Genomic DNA, 20,361 nt, shown 5'->3' with positions numbered 1-20,361 from the left:
CCCACCCCGCCAGATGACTTTGCCTGTCAAAGCTTTCTGAAGTTCCAGGCCCCCAGGACCTTGGCCTGGAAATGGACGTCTTCCATGCGGGCCTTCTGCGGCTCGAAGGATTTGTTGTCCGACACCAGCAGGTAGTGCTCGGCATCGTGGATCTGCACCCGCTTCACGAACAGGTGCTGCAGCCAGGTGAAAACGTAGACGCCTTCCTCGACGAAGTCGGTGATGCCCACGTCGACGAGGATCGGGGACTTGTCCTCGATGGTGCCCAGCATGCTCTGGCCCCACCCGGTGATGATCTTGAGGTTGGCCGCATCGGTGTACTTCAGGCCGAGGTCATCCAGCTGGACCTTGTCGACCACCAGATTCCTGACGAACTCACGGTACTCGGCCGGCACCTGGCCGCCACCCATGGCTGCGCGCACGTCGTACTGGGCGATCGAAATCGTATTTCCTTTCACCAGAGTGGTGCGGTTGAAGTCAGCGTGAATCACGTTCGATGTCGTCGATTGATCGCCATCGAGAGACTCGGCTACTGCCTGCGCGATTTTCTCCTTAGCTTCGCCGCTCAGCCCTTTACCGTGGCGCTGGAGCATCTCCATCACCTTTTCCGCGGCCGATGAGCCAGGATGCTGCGTAGGTGGGCTACTCGGCGCAATAAGCTCCGCCTCCTTTTCGCTTAATCCCCAGTGTTCTGCGCCAACGACGTCTGAGAAGAACGATATCAATTCGATCAGTTTCGCTTTATCGATCCTGCCGGTGTTGATCCATCCCTGGACAGAAGGGGGCTTCACGCCGAACTGCTCTGCGAGAGCCTTTTTCGACATGTTTTTGGCGAGTCTGGCGGCCTCAATAGCGGCGCCGAGTTGGGGTCCGGTAAGCATTGCCTAATTTAACGTCAGTTGTAGTGTGGTTAGGCAATGGCTTGCCTGCGATTAGCTAATGCCTTACTCTTTCTCCAACATTCCCCGGAGAAGAGACATGACTCCAGCAGAAGCAGTGCGCCAGGCCGCCGAGCTGTTGGGCAGTCGGGCCGAGTTGGCGCGAAAGCTCAATGTGAGAGCGCCCACCGTAAGTCAATGGTGTTCAGGCGTTCGACCAATCCCCGCGAAACGTGCAGTTGAGATCGAGGCGCTCACCGCTGGTCGGGTCCTCCGAAGCGAACTGTGCCCGTCGTTCCCATGGGGTGCGGCTGCCTGAACGCACCTTACTGGCCAGGAGCCGCCACGTCATGCGAACCAAGTCGCACACCTTCACGCAGTCCCAGCTTGGCCTGGTAATGCTCGCCAATCGCCGCGGGTCGGCCAGCACTGAGCTGTTCCTCCGCGTTACCGCCCAGATCCTGCCTGACCAGTTCTGCACACCACTACACGCCAGCCGTGGACCCCGGATCGGGTTCCTCCATTTCACGCTGGCCTCAACGGAGGAGGTGGGGGGCGTCACGACAGGAACGTACGAACTATCTCGACTGCTCGAGGCAGATTGTCCATGCCCAGGTCCAGTAGTCGCGTTGTCAGGTGTTTTATGGAATCGGCGGGCAGTCCTCGAAGCGCTTGAACAAGCTGAGTTTTCTCCTCCGGCGTCACCTGCTGATCACTCGCAGTGGCGAGACGTAGCTCGATCATCTGGCGGAGAGAGTCCTCATGAAACTTGATCGTCACCGGCCCCAGGATTGCGCTCAGGCCTCCGTCATCTGCCAGAAAGTCGATCCCCTTGGCTGTGATTTCCGCGTACAGCAGTTCGCGGCCTTCACTCAAAAATTCCGAGATTTTTGCCCTTGCCAGGCCGTGCTCGTGCAGGTAGGCGCAGCAGGCGGTGAGCATCCTGGTGTCGTCGAAGAGGTCGGAGAGCCCATCGGTATGTACCGGATTGGGATACGCGTCCGCCAAGCGGTCCAGAACGGCTTTCTGAATCGTGCGATCGATTTTCAAGTTTTCAGCCTCCTCGGCCATCGCGCTGTAAGGGGAGCCAGGGATAGCGCGTTCATCCGTGCGTCATGGCGAAATGATCGTAACCGTGTGGGAGACGCAGTGCATGCGGAATGAGTCGCACACCCTGATCTCCACGCTGCTCGGCGTGGTGAACCAATGGCGCCGCCGAGAGGGGTGGAGCCGAGAGACCGTCGTCCAGCACATCGTGGAGGCGCACGAACGCATCCAGGGAGTGCTGGTCACCGGCATCATCTTCGACCCGCCAACGCGCGATACAACCGAGCGGATGAAGGTCAACGCCGACCGCGTGTTCCGTTGGCTTGACGACGGAACCAAGGACACCAACCTGGTGCCGGCGAACTTCGTTCCCAGCATCCTCGCGGCGCTGCCGACTGACCTGAAGGTCCAGGCCCTGGGCGACATCCTGACGCCGCTGGGCGTGTCGGTGCGCTTGATCGGCGGCGATGCCGGCCAGCGGCCGGAGGTGCTCTGCATGCTCCGGACACTCATCAAGGAGAACGGTGAGGCGCAGCAGGCCGTGGCCAACCTCGTCGACGGCGCTGATGACCAGGAACTGCAGGAGGCCCACCGGGAGCTCTCCGAATCCAGGGCGGCGACCGATGAGGCGCTGCGGATGATCGACCAGATGCGCCGGCCGCGCCTTGTTCAGGGGTAGCCGTGCCGTCCTTCCAGATCAACGACGAGGAGTGGGATGCGCTCTTCGACGAGCCGCATCAACTGCTGATGCGTATTGGTGGCTACTTCGGCTTCGGTTCCAACTTCTGGACGACCTTGAGGGTGGGTCGTTTGGGCTGGTTCGGCGCTCCACTACTGCGCGGAAACAGCGAGTTGAAGTATGGAGTGGGGCAGGAGCCGTCGATGAGCCCGCATAGCCGGCGAGCATTGTTCTCGAAGGCGTCGCTGCGAATGAGTTCTGTCGAGTTCAGCGCGTCGTGCACAGCCTGGTGGAACCGGTTCGTGGCTTCAGGCTGCGTAGCCATAACGGCCTGGAGCAGGATCACCAGCAGGTCGTTGGCGGCATTGGCTTCCTCCAGGGCACTCGATGCGACATCGTATGCGAGTTGGATGTGCAGATCGGTTTCATCGTCCACTGCTGCTGTACTCCGATTGGGATCGCCTGTGGCCGGAGTGTGCCATAGGTTGTTGGTTGCCCGAAGATGACCGCTGTTCTACTCAACGATGCGGAGTGGGAGATCCTTGCTGGTGAGCCGGCAGAGCTCCTGAAGCTCTATGTGGCCTTGAAGCGCCGTATGGACTTCGCCACTGGTATTGCTGGGCAAAAGACGCTCATCAACGAAATCGTGCTGCGCGAAGGGTTCGTTGTGGACCCGATACCTGGCCGCGCGAAACCGAAACCGTATACACGTGAGCAGGGGCGCTCAGCGGTTCGTCGCCTAGAGAAGCTTGGGGCCATTAAGGTCATCGGACCGCTCGTTTTTGAGTTCCCCCACGCGCGCCGGGACCAGTCCGACCAAAAGAGCTACAACCAAGCTACAACCAAGCTACAACCAGAGCAGCAACCTCCAAAGAGTCAGCCTGACCCCAGTGAATACGGGGGTTCTAGTGATTCGAAAGGGCAAGCTACAACCGGGTTATTTCTTGAGCAGGTGCCGAGCAGCAACCTACTTCCGGTATCCGGTAATAACCGTACCGTACCTAACGCGTGCGTGCGCGAATGCCCAGTCGATCCGGCCACTGCGGGACAGTGGTGCCAGTTCTTCATCCGCGAGCGCGGATTCCAGATCCACGCGGTGCAGACCGCCAGGACCATGCCGCTGTTCGCCTCTTGGGTCGAGCGCGGTGTCACCGCGGAACAGATGCTCGCGGCAATGGAGATCGCCGAAGCCAAGCTCGGCGCCCCGCCTGACTCCCCCCTGTACTACCGAAATTTTCTCGATGAACTCTTGCTGGAGCGCCACCGGATGGCAACAGCACCGCATGCGGAGCACCGCCATGAGCAAACCGATGGACGAAACGCCCAAGCACGTCAGCGACCCGCTGCACGACGTTCGCGCAACGCTGTTGACATCCTCCACGACGACGACTGGTGAGCCGCAGATCGAGAATCTAGTCGAACTTGACGCCCAGGCGCGCAGGGCGGTGAAGCGCGTGTTCGCCACCCTCAAAACCAGCTATCCGGCTTGGTACGAGAAGCACTACGGGGAACGTCGTGCGGAGACGCTCGCCAAGCGAGTCTGGCTGACCGGTATCAAGCACCTGAGCGACATGCAGGTCGACCGAGGCCTCCAGCGGATGGTGCTGGATCAGGACTTTCCTCCGAGCCTCAAGGAGTTCCTGCGGCTGTGCCGCAAGATCGACGGTTTGCCGAGCGCCGAGGGCGCCTGGTACGAAGCCTTGGAGCAGCGCTACAGCCACAAGGTCGTGAAGGTGGCTGCCGAACTCACAGGCCTGTTCGAGCTTCGTCGGGCCCAGTACGGCGACAAGCGACTTCGCGCTGAGTTCGAGCATAACTATGCCGTAGTGGTCCGACGCCTCGAGGCTGGTGAGCCGCTGGACGGAAAGGTCGCCAAGGCGATTGGCCTCGACAGCCAGAAGTCGGAGCTGCAGCGTGCCGATGAGCTTGCCGAGCAGCAACTGCTCCACCGGATGCAAGCTCAAGGCCTGGATGGGCTCAGTGGCGCCCAAGCGCGGGAACTGCTGCTGGCCAAGATACGCCGGAAAGCGCCGGAGGTGCGCCGTGATGCATGACCTCCGCCCGGTGATGTTCACGGTCCCCGGCGAGCCGGTGGGGAAGGGGAGGCCTCGCATCGGTCGCGTCGGCGCCCACGCCAGGATGTTCACGCCGGCTAAGACGGCGAACTACGAGGGGCTGATCGCGCACAGCGGACAGCAGGCGATGGCAGGTCGCGCGCTGTTCGAGGGCCCGGTGCTGGTCGAGCTCGACATCGCGCTGAGCATCCCTCAATCGATGTCGAAAAAGCGGAAGGCTCTGGCGCTGGCCGGCGGCCTGTACCCGACCAAGAAGCCCGACATGGACAACGTGATCAAAGCGATCTACGACGGCCTGAACGGCGTTGTCTGGAAGGACGACGTCCAGGTCGTGAAGGCGGTGGTGGGGAAGCGCTACGGCGAAACGCCAGGCGTGCGAGTGAAAGTCGTCCCTCTCCTCGAGGGCGAGCAGTGACTACAGGAAACTACAGGGGAGAGTCGAAATGAGACTGATCAGCGCGCGCCAGGCTTGGCACGACGCCTTCTACGAGAGTCGGAGCTCAGTGCTGGCGGTGGCGGCCGACAAGGCCGCGCTGGGCAAGAAGGGGCGGGTGGCCAACGAGACGCACCCCGACCGCAAGGACACCAATGGGCGTAGCGCCCACATGCTGGCCGCCGGCCTGGTGCAGGCTGCCATCCGCTCGCTGCCGAAGCCGCTGCAGCACTTCGGTCACACGCTGTACTCGCCGCTGGCCACCGGTGACGACGTGGCGATCGCTCACGGCCTGGTGTGGATCGGCGCCGGCCTTGGCCAACTGACCCAGCGCCAGGGCGAGCGGGCTTACTGGATGGCGCTGGCGGCGATCAACTCGCACAAGCGCGCCGTCAATGGCCGCGACACACTGCGCCCGGGCGAGGTCTGCCTCTTCATCGAGGAGCGCCTCGGCTGTCGGATCGACCCCGGCAACTGGGCGCGGGACTACGCGAGTACCTGGGAACGCCTGGCGCGCCACATCGACCGGCTCGATGCTCAGGCGCTGAAGCCGGTCGCCGAGGTGGTGGCGAAGCAGGGCGGATTGCGGAGGGGGCCGGGCTGGCGCTGGCTGCAAGTCGACCGGAATTTGGTCGCTGAGCAACGGGCAGCCGCTTATGCAGCGCAGCGTGACAGTGCATGCAGTCGCCTGCGCGAGCGCCTGCTGCGCATGACCGATGCGCAATTGGCTGCATGGTTCACGCGGGTGAAGGCCTACGGCGTGGCATACCGTGCGGAATGGGGTGACGACGTGCTGGAGCAGCCCCATGTGCATGCGCGCTACCACGACCGGGTAGCGGCTTACTGGGAGCAGTTGCAACGCCTCGGGAGGGTGAAGAAAAAGGTCAAGAAAGCAGCAGCTTGACGTTTTGAGGAGCATTTGGGTATCGTTTTGCCATTGTGCACAGTTACACCCAATCAACAGATTCCCCCGAAAACCCGGCCTTAGCGCCGGGTTTTTTCGTTTCGCCCCGGGAACGCAGTGCTACCAGCAGCACGTTTTACTTTCCACCCTCTGCAATGTGTATGGCCACGTCGATCGTGCCTTGGTGGAAGCCACTATTTGTCCCCGGGGCGGTTTGCTCTTGGATCTTCTTTTTGAAGGTCTCAACATCCAAGTTGCCTGAGTTCCGCAGCGCGGCGATCAGCGCGTTGAGGATTATCGACTGGCTGTTCGCGACTTCGTTGTTCATATCCACTCCTGTCGTTGTCCGCTGGAGTAGGCATTCTAGCGCTTAGGTTCGCGTCTAGGCTGATTCACCTCAGGAGTAATAGGTATGGCCGAGCCAAGTGGTGCGGTAGCAGCAGCCGGCGCCGTCGGGCTCACTGCCACCGCAATCATCCCCGGAGTCGACGTCAATGCAGTGATCGGCGGCTTCGCCGGCGCGCTGCTGTTCGTGCTCTGGGCTCACGACCTGACCATCGCAAGGCGCGTCGGCTACCTGCTGGCGTCCTGGGTCGGCGGCTACTACGCCGCCACCGAGGCTGTCGGGCGGGGCGCGACCCAGTTCTCCGGACTTCCCGCACTGGTCACCGCCGCGCTGATCGTCACGATCCTGATCGGCGTGCTCGACTGGATGATCGGTGGCCGCGCGCCGGCATGGCTCCAGATCGTTCTGCAGCGCATCGTCGGCATGATCGGAGGCCGGAAAGATGGTTGACCTGGTGACCCTGGCGGCTGCGGCCGTCTGCGGCGCTATCAGTTGCCGCATCTTCACGTACCAGCGCCACGGTGCCACGTACCGGTTCGGCGTCTCGCTCTGCGCGTACATCCTCGCCGCTGGGACCGGCATGCAGGCGCTGTCGATCAGCTTGGCCGTGCTGATGGCGCGCCACGCGACGCCGATATCGCCCTACCTGCTGGCGGTCCTGGTTGTGCTGCTGGTGCTGGTCTACCGCAACAAGGGCAACATCGCGCCCATCCTGAGGCTCAGTTGAGGTGATCCATGGCGCTGACCAAGAAACAGCGCCTGTTCGTCGACGAGTACCTGATAGACCTCAACGCGACGCAGGCCGCGATTCGGGCCGGCTACAGCACCCGGCGCGCGACGGAGATTGGCTATCAACTGCTCCAGCGGCCGGAGGTTGCTCAGGCCATCCAGGCCGCCATGGCCGAGCGCTCGAAGCGCACCGAGGTCGAGGCCGACTATGTGATCCGGCGGCTACGCGAGATCGACGAGATGGACGTACTCGACATCCTCGAGGACGACGGATCGTTCCGGTCGATCCGCGACTGGCCCCGGGCCTGGCGCCAGTTCCTGTCCGGCATCGAGATCGCCGAGTTGTTCGAGGGCCGCGGTGACGACCGCCGCATCGCTGGCGTGCTCCGCAAGGTCAAGTGGCCGGACAAGCTCCGCAACCTGGAGTTGCTGAGCCGGCATGTCGGCACCGAGTCTGCCGCGCTGGACTTAGAGCTCAAGCGCCTGGATGTCGCGAAGAAGCGCGCCGAGCTGGACCAAATGAAGCGCGGAGGTCAGGCCGACACGGCTGAACTTCTGCAGAGCCTGATTGAGAAGCTGCCGGGATGAGCACTGGAAACCTGTTGCTCGATCGGCAGCTTGCGCGCTGGTACAAGCTCAAGGACCACCCCGTACAGCTGAGCCTGGTCGAGGCGGTTCGAGAGGGAATTCGATTCCCTCTGGTGCCCGCCGGCCGCCGAAGTGGAAAAACAGAGCGGTTCAAGCGATTCCTCGTGAAGCAGGCCTATGCAGTTGTTGGGCAGTACTTTGCTGCAGCGCCGACGCACGCCCAGGCCAAGAAGATATTCTGGGATGACCTGAAGGCCTTCACGCTGTCATGCCTGCACCCGCGCAAGCCGAGCGAGTCCGACCTGATTATCTACCTGCCCAACGGCAGCGAGATTCATGTCCTTGGTCTGGACAAGCCGCAACGTATTGAAGGTATTCCCTGGAAGGGCGGCGGTATTGACGAGTTCGCGGACGTCAAGCCTGATGCCTGGGAAGCCAACATCCTTCCGGCGCTGAACACCGTGAATCCACTGGAACCTGACTACCGGGCCTGGTGCTGGTTGCTCGGGGTGCCGGATGGCCTGAACCACTACTACGACCTTTGCATGAAGGCCGAGGCCGGTGGCGACCCGAATTTTCGTGTCTTCCACTGGAAGTCTGCCGAGATCTTGCCACTCGATGTCATCGCTGCGATGAAGCACTCGATGTCGGCCAAGCAGTTCAAGCAGGAGTTCGAGGCCTCGTTCGAGACGGCCGGCGGCCGCATCTACGAGGACTACAGCAAGGCCAATCACACGGATGCGCGGATCGAACCGCACGAGCAGCTGCTGTGGATGCATGACCAGAACTTCACACCGCTATCCTCGGCCATCGGTGTGCGGCGCAACAACGGCCAGGACCTGTACTTGCTGGATGAGATCGTCCTCACCAGTGCCGTCTCCAAGCAGTCCGCCCTGGAGTTTGTCGATAAGTTCAAGGCCCACCAGAACAAGCACGTGCTGATCTACGGCGACCCGGCTGGCCAGGCCGGGGAGAAGCACGGCCACGCCTCCGACTACACCGATATAGAGGGCGTGCTGAAGGCACACGGTTGGACCTTCACCCGCAAGGTGAAGCCGTCGCACCCGGCCATCAAGGACCGCCAGAACGCAGTTCGGGCCAAGGTCAGGACCGCCGACGGGACCAGCAGCCTCTTCGTCAATCCGCACACCGCGAAGTGGTGCGATAAGGGCTTGGCCACTGTTCAACTCCAGGAGGGATCGACCTTCCAGGAAGATCAGAAGAACAAGTACCAGCACATCACCACTGCTATCGGCTATTGCGTCGATGTCGAGTGGCCTGTCGTCAAGCAGTCCGCAACTGTTACCACCCTGAGGTTCTGACCATGAGCGATTCCGTTTGCCAGTGCTGCGCCGCTGTCGAGGAGATGCGCGAGCACTGGAAGCTGGTCGATTGCATCAAGGGCGGCACCTCGGCCATGCGCGAAGCGGGGGAGGCGTATCTGCCCAAGCGGCAGCTCGAGACGAGGGAGGACTATGAAGCGCGGCTGAAGCTGGCGACGCTGCACCCCGCGTTCGAGGAAACGGTCGGCGCCATGGTGGGGCGGGTGTTTGCGAAGCCGGTCGTGATCGGTGATGACGTGCCGCAGGAGATCGCCGACCTGCTGACCGACGTGGATACGGAGGGACGTGATCTGCAGGTGTTCGCCCAGGACTGGTTCCGCGGCGGGCTGGAGTATGGCCTGAAGTTCGCCCTGGTCGAGATACCGCAACGGCCAGAGGATCTGCCGAACACACGGCAGGCCGAGCAACAAGCCGGCTTCAGGCCCTACGGGGTGCTGATCGAGCCTGGCCAGGTGCTGGGGTGGAAGACCGCCAAGGTTGCTGGTGTCGACAGCCTGACCCAGTTCCGCTTCCGGACGTGCCGGGTGGAGGAGGTGGACGAGTTCACCGACGAATCCGTTGAGCAGATCCGCGTGATCGAGCCCCACCGGCATCGCGTGTTCGAGGAGGGCAAGGACGGGTGGGAGATGGTGTCGGACACGCCGAACACGCTCGGCTTCATCCCCTTGGTGCCGTATTACACCGCGCGTACCGGATTCCTTACGGCGAAGCCACCGCTGCTCGAACTCGCCCACCTGGTGGCGAAGCACTGGTGGCTCCAGTCCTCTCTGGACAGTCTGGTTGATGTCGCCTGCGTGCCGATCCTGGTGATGACTGGTGTCGACTCCGGCGACGAGCTGGCCATCGGCGCGCGCTCCGCGGTGAAGTTGCCTCGGGAATCCGACATGAAGTATGTCGAGCACACCGGCGCCGCCATCAAGACCGCGCGGGAACAGCTTGACTCACTGCAAGAGGAGATGCGGCAGGCTGGTGCGAAGCTGGTGGAGAAGTCCACCCAGGTCATGACGGCTAAGCAGTCTGGCGAGGAATCGGCGAAGGAGACCAGCAAACTGGCGATGATGTGCCAGGGTCTGCAGGACAGCCTGGTGCTGTTCCTGTCGTACTTCTCCCTCGCACTGAACAACCGCGCCGAGGGCGGCACCGTGCAGCTCCAGCCGAATCTCGACCCGGATTATGCTCCGGCTGAGACCATGGGTGTGCTGCAGCGCATGCGTGACGGCGGCTCGTTGTCAGACCAGACCCTGTTCAACGAGGCCCAGCGCCGCGGCATGCTTGCCGAGGACCTGGACTGGGAGTCGGAGCAGGAGCGGATCCGCAACCAGGAGCCTGCGATATGACTCGCTTGGAGGTGCTGCTGGCAGAGTTGTATACCGACCATGGTATCGACCTGATCAGGACCACGGCGGGTATGTCGAAGGAAGTCGAGGAGAAGATCACCGAACTCGCCGAGGAGCTGGTGAAGCTGCTGCAGGGCCGCCGGTTGCCGCTGAAGAACGTCAAGGAGGTCAATGCGATCCTCGACGAGGCGGCCAAGGCAATCAAGGCGCAGTACACCGAGATCGCTGCGGCGCATGATGCCAACCTTCGGCAACTCGCGGTCATCGAAGGAGGCTTCGCGTCGAGCTCAGTCAACAGCCTGGTGAGCCGGCCAATCATGCTCGGCGTCGGCAAGAACCGACTCAGCGCCGTGGTTGCGAATACGCTCATCGAGGGCGCGCCTACCAAGAAATGGTGGCTCAAGCAGGCTGCGGATGTGTCGTTCCGGTTCGCCGGTGTGGTGCGCAATGGCTTCGTGAACGGCGAGACCACGGAACAGATGGTCACCCAGATCGTCGGCCGCCGGGCTCGGGGCGACCAACCGCCGGTGAAGGGCTTCATGGATGTCAGCAAGCGCGCGGCTCGGACCTTGGTCCACAACAGCGCCCAAGCGGTCGCCAATGGCGCCAGGATGGAGGTCTACAAGGCCAATTCTGGCGAGAATGGCCCGGTGAAAGGGTATCGCCAGCTCAGCACCCTGGACTCGCACACCACTGAAATCTGCATGGTCTACGACCAGAAGACTTGGGATCTTCAGTTCAGGCCTGTGGGGCACTCGTTGCCGTACAAGCAAGGTTGCCCGCGGCACTGGGGGTGTCGCAGTACCACTCTTCCTTGGCTCAAGACGATGCGTGAGCTAGGTATCGACGTCGACGAGGTGAAGAGTACCCGGGCGTCGATGGACGGCCAGGTGCCGGCCAGTCTGAACTTCGAGACATGGCTCAAGGGTAAGTCGAAGGCCTTCCAGGACGAGAAGCTGGGGCCCGGCCGCGCCGACCTCTGGCGCCGAGGCGTCATCACCTTGAGCGACCTGTTGGACCAGCGGGGCAACCCGCTGAGCCTGGCGCAACTCAAGTCGCTGTACGCGCCCGACTGATCACCAATTCGTGTAGGCCCCGGCAATGTCCGGGGCTTTTTTATGCCTGCGTTTCGGATGGAGCGGGGCGCCTTCCGGGCCGGATGGCCCATCGCAATGGCCGGATGGCCGGAGAAAGACGAGATGAAACTGAAGACTGTCGAAGTCGATGGCAAGCAATACGCCGAGGTCCAGGATGGCAAGCCGGTCTACGTGGAGGATGACGGCAAGGAGATCGCGTTCGATGCGGTCGGTACCCGAGCCACCATCACCCGCTTGAACGGAGAGGCCAAGCAGCACCGCGAGCGGGCGGAGAAGGCCGAGAAGATCGCAAAAGACTTCGAAGGCATCGAGGACCCGGCCGCAGCGCGCAAAGCCCTGGAAACCGTCGCCAATCTCGACGCGAAGAAGCTGGTGGATGCCGGCGAGATCGAGAAGGTGAAGGCTGAAATCGGCAAGGCCTACGACACCAAGCTGACCGAGGCCACCACGCGCGCGGAGCAGTTGGAGCAGCAGCTCTACGCCGAGAAGATCGGCGGCAGCTTCTCCCGCTCGAAGTTCGTGGCAGACCGCCTGGCTGTTCCGGCCGACATGGTGCAGTCCGTGTTCGGTAAGCACCTGAAAATCGAGGACGGCAATGTCGTGGCCTACGACGCCCACGGCAACAAGCTGTACAGCAAGGCCCGTCCCGGCGAGGCCGCCGACTTCGATGAAGCGCTGGAGATTCTCGTCGACCAGTACCCCTACCGCGACCAGATCCTGAAGGGCTCTGGCCACTCCGGCGGCGGAACGCCCCCGGGCGGCAAGCCCTCCGGCAGCACGGCCAAGTCGCTCGCCGACTGCAAGACCGAGGCCGAGAAGGTCGCCTACCTCGAAACGATCAAGTAAGGAGGCCACATGGCTTTCGATCTCGCTGTATTCAACAAGCAGACCTACACGGCTCTGACCGAAACCGTCGCCCAGGCGATCGACAAATTCAACCAGGCATCCGCCGGCACCATCGTCCTGCAGAACGCACCGGCGCAGGGCGACTTCGACATCAAGGCCAGCTTCAAGCTGATCGCCAATCTGGTGCGCCGCCGCAACGTCTACGGCAACGGCGACGTGGCTGCGACTCGTCTGACGCAGTTGCTCAACGCCGCGGTGAAGGTCGCCGCCGGCACGCCACCGATCGAGTATGAAGCGGCCCAGTACAACTGGGTGTTGCAGAACCCGGCGTTGGCGGCCCTGACCATCGGTGAGCAACTGGGTAAAGCACGGGTCGCGGACATGCTGAACACCGCCATCCGCGGCGCGGTGGCTGCAATCAGCGGTCACTCCGACGCGACCCATGGCAGCGCCACCGAGACCGCAACCTTCCGCACCCTGAACAAGGCGGCGTTCAAGTTCGGTGACCGCGCCAACGCCATCGCGGCCTGGGTGTTCCATTCCAGCGTGGTCAGCGATCTCTACGACAACGCTCTTGCGAACGCCGAGAACCTGTTCACCTACGACGGCGTGAACGTGATGCGCGACCCGTTCGGCCGCCTGTTCGTGGTGACCGACGCCGACTCGCTGATCGTGCCGGCGGGCGCCGACCCCGAGGCCAACCCAGCTTCGTTCCGCTCCCTGGGCCTGGTGCAGAGCTCGGTGCTGGTGACCGGCAACAACGACTTCGACGCCGTTCTGAACCGCACTACCGGCAAGGAGAACCTGGGTTCGGTCTACCAGGCCGAATGGAGCTACAACCTGGGCGTGCTTGGTTACACCTGGAAGACCGGTACGGGCGGCGCTTCGCCGAACGATACCGCGATCGGCACCGCGGCGAACTGGGAGCGCACCGCCACCAGCGTCAAAGACACCGCCGGCGTTCTGGTGCTGAGCAAGTAGCCGCAGAGGGGCCGCCAGGCCCCCTTTTCATGAGGTGGACAATGACCAAGAAGATTCTGTGGTTCGTAGCGGGCCCGGCGACCTCGGACCAGATGGACTTCGCCCAACGCAATGGGCTGACGATTCGGGACCCGCTCGCCTATCGCCAGGGTGACTTCCTCGAACAGGCCGATGCGGTGGCCGGCGAGGTGCCGCCGGCATACTCGGCGGCCTACGACCTGATCGAACTGCAAACCAGCGGTGCTGCGAAGGCTTCGGGCGGCCAGGACGGCGAGCCGACCCTCGACGAAATCAAGGCTGACCTGAAGACCCTCGGCGTTGCGTTCGATGGGCGTGCAGGCAAGGCTGCGTTGGCGAAACTGCTCGCCGAGGCGAAGGCGGCCCAGGAGCCCTCGCCGTTGAACGACGAGCAGGTGCTGGCGCGTCTCGTTGAACTGGGTGTCGAGGTGCCGGAAGGCGCCACGCCCGATTCGCTGCGCGAGCTCCTGAAGGCGACCGAGGAGAAAGCCAATGGCGGTGGTGACTGAGGGTGACAGCGCCAACAGCTACGTCTCCGTCGACCAGGCTACCGAGTATCACGCTCAGCGCGGCAATGCTGCCTGGGCGTCGGCCTCCATTGACAGCCGCTCCTCGGCACTGATCAGGGCGACCGACTACATCGACCGCAGCTATCAATTCCGAGGCTCGAAGGTCGTCCCGGACCAGCCGTTGGAGTTTCCACGCACCGGCCTGGCATGGCCGAACCGGAAACTGCAGGCCGCAACGTGCGAACTGGCCCTGTTGGCGCTTGACGGGCCGCTGGATACGGTACAGCAGGCCTCCGCCGTGAAATCCGAGACGGTGGGGCCCCTCACCACGGTCTACGCCGATCCGGTGAACCAGGGGCAGCCGCGCTACGTTGCAGTGGATCGGCTTCTGGAGGCGCTGACCGTCGGCGGCGGCATGTTCAACGTCAGGGTGTCGAGGATGAGCTGATGGCCGATATCTACGACCGTTCCCGGGCGATGGCCATACGCATGCTGGCACCGCGGAGTAAGGGCGGTAAGGGGCTTGAGCTACGCCTGACCAAGTTCGAGCAGGGCGAGTACGACCCGGCGACCGGTGGAAGTCCAACCATCGAGCGCCGCTTCGATGGTTCCGGCATGCGCCAGGACTACGATGTGCGGGTTATCGATGGCTCGCTGATCCAACAGGGTGATGTCGAGATCATCATGTCACCAGTGCAGCTCGGGGGGCAGGACATGCCGGCGCCGAGGAACGGCGACCGTATCGAGTTCGACGGCGAGGCCTTCAAGGTGGTGACTGCGAAAGCCTGGAATTATGCCGGCCTGGACATCGGTTTCGTCGCGCAGGCGAGGAGGTAGCGCATGGCCCGTGGCTCTCGCATGCGTCAACGCTACTCGGGGCGCCAGGGCAGCTTCGCTGCAGCGGTGGCGCAGTTCCGCGACCAAGCCTTGGCTGCCGGCGATGCGATCTACCAGCGGATCATGTTGGACCTGTCCGTCAAGGTGATCGAGAAATCTCCAGTCGGTGACCCGGAGCGGTGGGCCGCGAACGTCGCTTACCGCCAGAGGGCTAGCGCCGCGGCGGACCGCTACGACGAGAACGTCGCGATTCGCAACACCCTGATCAACCTGAATCCGAGCAACTTCACCAGGAACGGGAAGCTACGTCGAGGCGTGAAGCACGCGAAGCCGCTGACCAAGGCGGAGCGTGACCAGAACTTCGACGTCAACGGGATGGTGGTCGGGCGCGGGTATGTTGGCGGGCGCTTTCGGGCCAACTGGCAGTTCAGCATCGGCACGGCCGCACAGGGGGAGATTGATGACGTCGACCCGACTGGCAGCAAGACAATTTCTGCAGTGACCGCCGGGGTCCAGCCGCTGAAGCTCGGTGATACCGCCTACCTGGTGAACAACCTGCCGTATGCGGTACCGCTGGAGTACGGGCACTCCAGCCAGGCACCGGCTGGCATGGTCCGGGTGACCATCGCCGAATTCCAGCAGATTGTGGAGGCCGCCGTCAGGGCGAACCAGGTATGAGTCACGAGATCATTCAGCAACTGTTCGAGGCTCGCCTGGACGTCTGGGCGAAGGCCAAGGGGATCCCGGTCGCGTACCCGAATGTGACGTTCGAACCGACGCCGGGTGCCATCTATCTGCGCTGCTTCACGCTGCCCGGGGGCACTACAAGTAGTGACTTGGGCGGCTACCACCGGGGCTTCACCGGTGTGTTCCAGATCAGCATCGTAGTCCCAGGCGGGCAGGGCACCGGCGTTGCCGCAGACATCATCGCCGAGTTAGGTCAGCAGTTCCCTCTCTACAGCGAGTTGTCTCGCCCCGGTTTCTCTGTGCAGGTGGTGAGCCCACCAGCGCCGGGACCCTGGATATCGGGGGACATCGCCGATACCAAGCCAGTCTCCATCGGCTATCGCGCCGACAGCTTCTGATCGCCCGCATGGGCACACCAGCACCCGCCATGAGCGGGTTTTTTCATTTCCACACGAGGAAAACTCCATGTCCGCAAGCCTCCCCAACGGCGCGCTGCTGGCCATTGCTGCCACCTACGGCCCGGCTATTCCGGTTACCGCTGTCTCCAACGCCAAGCCAGCGGTTGCTACCGCAGATGCTCACGGCCTGCTGGTCGGTGACGTCGTGTCGCTGGTGTCCGGCTGGACCGGCCTGAACGGCCGAGCCGTCAAGGTCGCAGTTTCCACCGAGGACACCTTCTCCCTGGGCAATATCGATACCACCGATGTGATCCGCTACCCGGCCGGCGGCGGTATCGGCTCGGCGAAGAAGGTCCTCACCTGGCAGCAGATCCAGCAGGTGATGAACCCGACCACCTCCGGCGGCGAACAGCAGTTCGTCCAGTACCAGTACCTCGAGGACGATGACCAGCGCCAGTTGCCTACCTTCCGCAACGCTCAGTCGTTCTCGATGCCGATCGCCGACGACCCCAACTTGCCGCAGTGGGCGGTGATTGAGGCGGCGGACCAGAGTAAAGCGCTGCAGGTGATCCGCCTGACGCTGCGCAACGGATCGGAGGTTTTCTACAACGGCTACGTCTCGGTCAGCGACACCCCGACCCTGAACGTCAACGAAATCATGACCCGGACCCTGACCATCGCTCTCGATGGCCGCCCGGTTCGCTACAACCCGGCCCCCTAAGGAACTGTCATGGCGAAGAAGTTCAGCATCGCGCAGGCGCCCACCTTCGAATCCAGTGTGGAGATTCCCCGCCTCGGCGGGGAGTCCATCAAGGTGCCATTCACCTTCAAGTACCTGGATCGTGAAGCGCTGGCCGACCTCTACAGCAGTTGGGGAGAGCGGTTCGAGCGCCTGGTCGAGGAGACTCGCGAGCAGTCTCTGGAAGCCTTCACCACGGCTCAGATCGACCTCCAGGTCGAGCAGGTACAAGCCGTGGTGGCCGGGTGGGGGTTCGACGAGGCGTTCACCGAGGCCAATGTCCGGCTGCTGGTGTCCTCCCTGGTCAGCGTGCCCGAGGCCATCCTCGAGTCCTACCAGAGCGCCTACAGCAGAGGGCGCTTGGGAAACTGAAGCGCGCCGCACAAGAACTCTATCGGCCTGCAGCCAGCGCCCAGGAGCTGGCGCAGTTCGGATTGTCGCCGGATGACTTCGACGAAAGCGACGAGCAGATGGAACTCTGGCCCTGCAACTGGACGGCCTTCATCGTCTTCGAGGCGATGAGTACCCAGTGGCGGGCCGGCATGTGTGGCGCAACAGGCCTGGACTACACCGCTTTGCCGGTGGTGATGCAGATGTGCGGCGTAGCCGCTGGTGAGCAACCCGCGGTATTCGCGGATATCCGGGTAATGGAAGACGCTGCGCTGCGGACCTTCCGCGAGCAGAGGGAGTCGGGATGAGCAACTTCGCCGAACTGGGCATCAAGGTCGATTCGAGCCCGGCCGCAAAGGCGGTCGAGGACCTCGACAAGCTGGTCGACTCCGCCGATCAGGCCGAACAGGCGATCGACAACCTGTCCGACGCCAGCAAGGGCCTCGAGCAGGCCACCAAGGGAGTGTCGCGCGCGGAGGAGGACGCTGCCCGCAGTGTCGACAAGGCGGCCGGTGCGCGTGAACGCCAGGCTGCTGCCAGCCGGAAGGTATACGACAGTGCCGCTGGCGAGATATCCATCATCAGCCAGTTGGAACGGGCGCTCTCCGGCAACGTCGCCAACATCGACGATCTGATTCGCGCCGAGAGCTTGCTCGAGCGGGCGCGCAAGGCCGGCCTGACCACGCTGCAGGACGAAGCGCAGTATCAGGATCGCCTGGGTGCGGCCTATGACCGGTTGCAGAAGGCGGAAACCAAGGAGGCCGCCGAGAAGCAGCGCCTGGTTGCGGCGCAGAACCGTCAGATCGAAGCGATGCAACGCACGGTCAACAGCATCGATCCGGTGACCGCCGCGTTGGCCAGGCTTGAGAAGCAGGAAGCCGCGTTGCGTGGGCTGCGCGCCGCCGGCGGGCTGGATGACGCCGGATTGGCCGCCGGCCTGGAGAAGATCGCGGCGAAGCGGCGGGACATCGAAGGGACCGGCGGCGCGATCAACAAGCTCGGGCTGACCAGCAAGGAAGCGCGCGAGAACGTGCTGCAGTTGGGTAACGCCCTCTCCACCGGTAACTGGCGGGTCGCCGCCCACAACATCGCCGAGATCGGTGTGAACGCCGGCGGCGCCGCTCGCGGTGTTATCGGCGTCCTGGCGCCGATTGGGCTGCTGGCAGCGGCGATCGGTGGTGTGACTGCGGCGGCGTACCTGGGAAGCAAGGAACAGGGCGAATACAACAAGGCGCTGATCATGACCGGCAACTACGCTGGTACTAGTGCCTCTGGACTGGGCGAAATGGCCCGCCAGGTCAGCAGTACGGTTGGCACGACCGGAGCTGCTGTCGAAGTGCTGGCCACCTTGGCAGGCAAGGGAGACCTGGCCAGCGAAAGCTTTGTCGCCATCACCCAGGCCGCGCTCTCGATGGAAGAGGCAACTGGCCGCGCGGTAGGGGATACCGTCGCCGAGTTCGTGAGGCTGGGAGAGGAGCCTGTGAAGGCCTCGAAGGCCCTGAACGAGCAGTACAACTACCTCACCGCATCCGTCTACTCGCAGATCAAGGCGCTGGAGGAGCAGGGGGATCACGCCGGCGCGGTGAAGCTGGCGACTGAGGCCTACGCTGACGCAATCAACCAGCGGACCCCGAAGATTCTGGAGAACCTGGGTTGGATTGAGCGTGCTTGGGATGGAGTCGCACGTGCTGCGAAGCGCGCGTGGGATGATGCCAAGAGCATTGGTCGCCAGGACATCGACTCCCAGATCGCCGACGTGGAGCGGCGCCTTGCCCAACTCGATCAAGGTGGTTTCGGCCTGGTTGGCAACCGCGACGAGAGCCGGAACCGCCTGCGCGAAGAGCTCGACATGCTCCGCGAGCGGAAGAAGGCGATGGAGGACGATGCCAGAACCGCCGGCGAGCGCGCTCGGGCTGAACAGGCCGCCCAGAATGCTATTGACCGGATCGACGCTCGTTCCAGGGCGGCGCTGACCAACCAGCAGAAGCGCGCCAAGGAGTTGGAGCAGTACAAGAAGGATCTACAGGCGATCCGCGAGGTGAACCCGAACGATGACCGCCTGCAGCAGGCGACCATCGATCGCGAGATCGCCAACATCAACGCCAAGTACAAGGACCAGAAGGGCTCCGCCGGTTCGGTGGACCTGCGCGCGGCCAACGCCGCGAAGAACAGCTTGGCCGAGATCACCGCGACCTACCGTAACGCGCAAAAGGAATTGGAGGCATCCCAACGCGCAGGCGTGATCAGCGCGGAAAGTTACGCGCAGCAGCGCATCTCGATCATCCAGCAGGAGCGGGATGAGGTCACCCATGCCTACGAGCGTGAAATCGCAGAGCTGGAGGCTGCCAGGGCGAAGCAAGGAACCTCGGCAGCCCAGCGAATCCAACTCGACCAGAAGATCGCCGACGCCAGGTCGGCGCTGGTCAAGGCGCAGCAGGACGCCGATTCACAGCTCAACCAAATCGAACTCAGCGAGCAGGGGAGGCTTCGGCGACAGGAGCAGTCGGTGCAGCGCTATACGCAGGCTCTGCAGGCCCAGGTCGATGCGTTGCGCCTGGAGGGCGAGCGCGCTGCGGCCGGTGTCAGCATGGGCGGACGAGAGCGGTCCCGCTTCGAGCAGTTGAACAGTCTCGACGACCGCTACAACCAGCAACTGATGGACCTGGAGAACCAGCGCTCCGATCCCAGCCGGCAGATGTCGGACGAGGAGTACGAGAAACGTCTGGCTGCGCTCAGGAGGGCGCATCAGGACCTGCGAGATACCGTGGTCAGCAACTACGACCAGATGACCGCTGCCCAGTCAGACTGGAGCAACGGAGCGAGCGGAGCCTGGAACGACTATCTCGAAAGCGCCAGGAATGTCGCAGGGCAGACACATGACCTGTTCACCAACTCGTTCCGCGGCATGGAAGATGCGGTCGCGACCTTCGCCACGACCGGCAAGCTGTCGTTCTCCGACTTCGCCAAGAGCATCCTGGCCGACATGGCGCGGATTGCAACGCGCGCCGCTGCTTCGCAGGCCCTCTCGTCCCTCTTCGGCGGCTTCTTCGGCGGTGGAAACGCTGCCGCGCAGTCTGGTGTCGACAACCTTGTGAGCAACAGCGGGCTGTTCGCCAACGGTGGCGCGTTCGCCGGTGGCGTGCAGATGTTCGCCACTGGCGGGGCATTCACCAACAGCGTGGTCAGCACGCCAACCGCGTTCGGCATGAGCGGCGGCCGCCTGGGTGTGATGGGCGAAGCGGGGCCAGAGGCAGTGATGCCGCTGACCAGAACCTCATCCGGCGCCCTCGGTGTGCGCTCTATGGGCGGCGGCGGTTCGCAGATCAACGTCGAGGTGAACATTGCCTCGGATGGTTCGGCCAACGTCTCCAGCAGCCAGCCTGGCCTGGACCAGTTCGGTCGCGACATCGGGACGTTCGTCGAGCAGAAATACCGACAACTCCTGGCGCGTGATCTGCGGCGTGACGGTGCGATCGGCCGGGCCATCAACGGGTAGAGCA

General features: G+C 63.2%; 27 protein-coding genes. 23 read left to right on the top strand and 4 right to left on the bottom strand.

What is annotated here, in order from left to right; genetic code table 11:
• Positions 1–26: 26 nt before the first annotated feature.
• A complete protein-coding gene (locus LJF27_RS21950; protein WP_033937799.1) occupies positions 27–881 on the bottom strand; it encodes a S24 family peptidase in 855 nt (284 codons plus the stop codon).
• A 58-nt stretch (positions 882–939) separates the two neighbouring features.
• Between LJF27_RS21950 and LJF27_RS21945 the strand changes: the two genes are divergently transcribed.
• Positions 940–1,197, top strand: a complete 258-nt coding sequence (locus LJF27_RS21945) for a transcriptional regulator (protein ID WP_369810314.1) — start codon at positions 940–942, stop codon at positions 1,195–1,197.
• A gap of 239 nt (positions 1,198–1,436) precedes the next feature.
• On the opposite strand, the gene LJF27_RS21940 is transcribed toward LJF27_RS21945, so the two are convergent.
• Positions 1,437–1,928, bottom strand: a complete 492-nt coding sequence (locus LJF27_RS21940) for a hypothetical protein (protein WP_171941815.1) — start codon at positions 1,926–1,928, stop codon at positions 1,437–1,439.
• A gap of 103 nt (positions 1,929–2,031) precedes the next feature.
• On the opposite strand from LJF27_RS21940, the gene LJF27_RS21935 reads away from it, so the two are divergent.
• The gene (locus LJF27_RS21935; protein ID WP_033937834.1) at positions 2,032–2,604 is read left to right on the top strand and encodes a hypothetical protein; all 573 of its coding nucleotides are present in this window, start codon (positions 2,032–2,034) and stop codon (positions 2,602–2,604) included.
• An 82-nt stretch (positions 2,605–2,686) separates the two neighbouring features.
• On the opposite strand, the gene LJF27_RS21930 is transcribed toward LJF27_RS21935, so the two are convergent.
• Positions 2,687–3,040 carry a hypothetical protein gene (locus LJF27_RS21930; RefSeq protein WP_015648948.1) on the bottom strand — a complete coding sequence of 118 codons (354 nt, stop codon included), beginning with the start codon at positions 3,038–3,040 and terminating at the stop codon, positions 2,687–2,689.
• Between the two features lie 66 nt (positions 3,041–3,106).
• Here LJF27_RS21930 and LJF27_RS21925 point away from each other — a divergent pair, with 66 nt between their 5' ends.
• Genes LJF27_RS21925 through LJF27_RS21910 form a run of 4 tightly spaced genes read left to right on the top strand, consistent with a single transcriptional unit; the run spans position 3,107 to position 6,016 of the window.
• The gene (locus LJF27_RS21925; protein WP_124092260.1) at positions 3,107–4,000 is read left to right on the top strand and encodes a hypothetical protein; all 894 of its coding nucleotides are present in this window, start codon (positions 3,107–3,109) and stop codon (positions 3,998–4,000) included.
• Complete coding sequence (locus LJF27_RS21920) at positions 3,903–4,658, top strand: replication protein P (protein WP_229601875.1); 756 nt, start codon at positions 3,903–3,905, stop codon at positions 4,656–4,658. Before LJF27_RS21925 ends, LJF27_RS21920 begins: the two co-directional genes overlap by 98 nt.
• Entirely contained in the window at positions 4,651–5,094 is a 444-nt protein-coding gene (locus LJF27_RS21915; RefSeq protein ID WP_033986521.1) for a RusA family crossover junction endodeoxyribonuclease, read from the top strand. Before LJF27_RS21920 ends, LJF27_RS21915 begins: the two co-directional genes overlap by 8 nt.
• Positions 5,095–5,122: 28 nt before the next feature.
• Positions 5,123–6,016: a hypothetical protein gene (locus LJF27_RS21910; RefSeq protein ID WP_031634933.1), complete on the top strand. Its 894-nt coding sequence runs from the start codon at positions 5,123–5,125 to the stop codon at positions 6,014–6,016.
• A gap of 136 nt (positions 6,017–6,152) precedes the next feature.
• On the opposite strand, the gene LJF27_RS21905 is transcribed toward LJF27_RS21910, so the two are convergent.
• Positions 6,153–6,344 (bottom strand): hypothetical protein, encoded by a 192-nt coding sequence (locus LJF27_RS21905; protein ID WP_023105198.1) that lies wholly within the window; start codon positions 6,342–6,344, stop codon positions 6,153–6,155.
• Between the two features lie 84 nt (positions 6,345–6,428).
• On the opposite strand from LJF27_RS21905, the gene LJF27_RS21900 reads away from it, so the two are divergent.
• From LJF27_RS21900 to LJF27_RS21820, 17 genes are all read left to right on the top strand, one after another.
• Positions 6,429–6,812: a putative holin gene (locus LJF27_RS21900; RefSeq protein WP_023105199.1), complete on the top strand. Its 384-nt coding sequence runs from the start codon at positions 6,429–6,431 to the stop codon at positions 6,810–6,812.
• Complete coding sequence (locus LJF27_RS21895; protein WP_003116758.1) at positions 6,805–7,089, top strand: phage holin family protein; 285 nt, start codon at positions 6,805–6,807, stop codon at positions 7,087–7,089. Before LJF27_RS21900 ends, LJF27_RS21895 begins: the two co-directional genes overlap by 8 nt.
• Before the next feature lie 8 nt (positions 7,090–7,097).
• Positions 7,098–7,679: a terminase small subunit gene (locus tag LJF27_RS21890; protein ID WP_051696864.1), complete on the top strand. Its 582-nt coding sequence runs from the start codon at positions 7,098–7,100 to the stop codon at positions 7,677–7,679.
• Complete coding sequence (locus LJF27_RS21885; protein WP_229601874.1) at positions 7,676–9,001, top strand: terminase large subunit domain-containing protein; 1,326 nt, start codon at positions 7,676–7,678, stop codon at positions 8,999–9,001. Before LJF27_RS21890 ends, LJF27_RS21885 begins: the two co-directional genes overlap by 4 nt.
• A 2-nt stretch (positions 9,002–9,003) precedes the next feature.
• Complete coding sequence (locus LJF27_RS21880; protein WP_229601873.1) at positions 9,004–10,359, top strand: DUF4055 domain-containing protein; 1,356 nt, start codon at positions 9,004–9,006, stop codon at positions 10,357–10,359.
• Entirely contained in the window at positions 10,356–11,435 is a 1,080-nt protein-coding gene (locus LJF27_RS21875) for a hypothetical protein (protein ID WP_229601872.1), read from the top strand. The genes LJF27_RS21880 and LJF27_RS21875 overlap by 4 nt, the downstream gene beginning before the upstream one ends.
• 123 nt (positions 11,436–11,558) lie before the next feature.
• Positions 11,559–12,302: a DUF6651 domain-containing protein gene (locus LJF27_RS21870; RefSeq protein ID WP_003103389.1), complete on the top strand. Its 744-nt coding sequence runs from the start codon at positions 11,559–11,561 to the stop codon at positions 12,300–12,302.
• A 9-nt stretch (positions 12,303–12,311) separates the two neighbouring features.
• Positions 12,312–13,283, top strand: coding sequence for a major capsid protein (locus tag LJF27_RS21865; RefSeq protein WP_010793134.1), 972 nt, complete (start codon positions 12,312–12,314; stop codon positions 13,281–13,283).
• Between the two features lie 41 nt (positions 13,284–13,324).
• The gene (locus LJF27_RS21860) at positions 13,325–13,810 is read left to right on the top strand and encodes a hypothetical protein (protein ID WP_124117768.1); all 486 of its coding nucleotides are present in this window, start codon (positions 13,325–13,327) and stop codon (positions 13,808–13,810) included.
• Positions 13,794–14,258, top strand: a complete 465-nt coding sequence (locus LJF27_RS21855; protein ID WP_063456164.1) for a DnaT-like ssDNA-binding protein — start codon at positions 13,794–13,796, stop codon at positions 14,256–14,258. The genes LJF27_RS21860 and LJF27_RS21855 overlap by 17 nt, the downstream gene beginning before the upstream one ends.
• Positions 14,258–14,647, top strand: coding sequence for a hypothetical protein (locus LJF27_RS21850; RefSeq protein ID WP_019396738.1), 390 nt, complete (start codon positions 14,258–14,260; stop codon positions 14,645–14,647). Before LJF27_RS21855 ends, LJF27_RS21850 begins: the two co-directional genes overlap by 1 nt.
• A 3-nt stretch (positions 14,648–14,650) precedes the next feature.
• Entirely contained in the window at positions 14,651–15,325 is a 675-nt protein-coding gene (locus LJF27_RS21845) for a hypothetical protein (RefSeq protein ID WP_128667738.1), read from the top strand.
• Entirely contained in the window at positions 15,322–15,732 is a 411-nt protein-coding gene (locus tag LJF27_RS21840) for a phage tail terminator-like protein (protein WP_196708777.1), read from the top strand. The genes LJF27_RS21845 and LJF27_RS21840 overlap by 4 nt, the downstream gene beginning before the upstream one ends.
• A 67-nt stretch (positions 15,733–15,799) precedes the next feature.
• Entirely contained in the window at positions 15,800–16,453 is a 654-nt protein-coding gene (locus LJF27_RS21835) for a phage tail protein (protein WP_019396741.1), read from the top strand.
• A gap of 9 nt (positions 16,454–16,462) precedes the next feature.
• Positions 16,463–16,843, top strand: coding sequence for a phage tail assembly chaperone (locus tag LJF27_RS21830; RefSeq protein WP_043088217.1), 381 nt, complete (start codon positions 16,463–16,465; stop codon positions 16,841–16,843).
• Between the two features lie 62 nt (positions 16,844–16,905).
• Positions 16,906–17,169, top strand: a complete 264-nt coding sequence (locus LJF27_RS21825; RefSeq protein WP_003451660.1) for a DUF1799 domain-containing protein — start codon at positions 16,906–16,908, stop codon at positions 17,167–17,169.
• Positions 17,166–20,357 carry a phage tail tape measure protein gene (locus LJF27_RS21820; protein ID WP_229601871.1) on the top strand — a complete coding sequence of 1,064 codons (3,192 nt, stop codon included), beginning with the start codon at positions 17,166–17,168 and terminating at the stop codon, positions 20,355–20,357. Before LJF27_RS21825 ends, LJF27_RS21820 begins: the two co-directional genes overlap by 4 nt.
• Positions 20,358–20,361 lie beyond the last annotated feature (4 nt).

The sequence above is a fragment of the Pseudomonas sp. 203-8 genome (assembly GCF_020708595.1).
In the GTDB taxonomy this organism is placed as follows: domain Bacteria; phylum Pseudomonadota; class Gammaproteobacteria; order Pseudomonadales; family Pseudomonadaceae; genus Pseudomonas; species Pseudomonas aeruginosa.
This window is presented reverse-complemented; position numbering and strand designations above follow the sequence as displayed.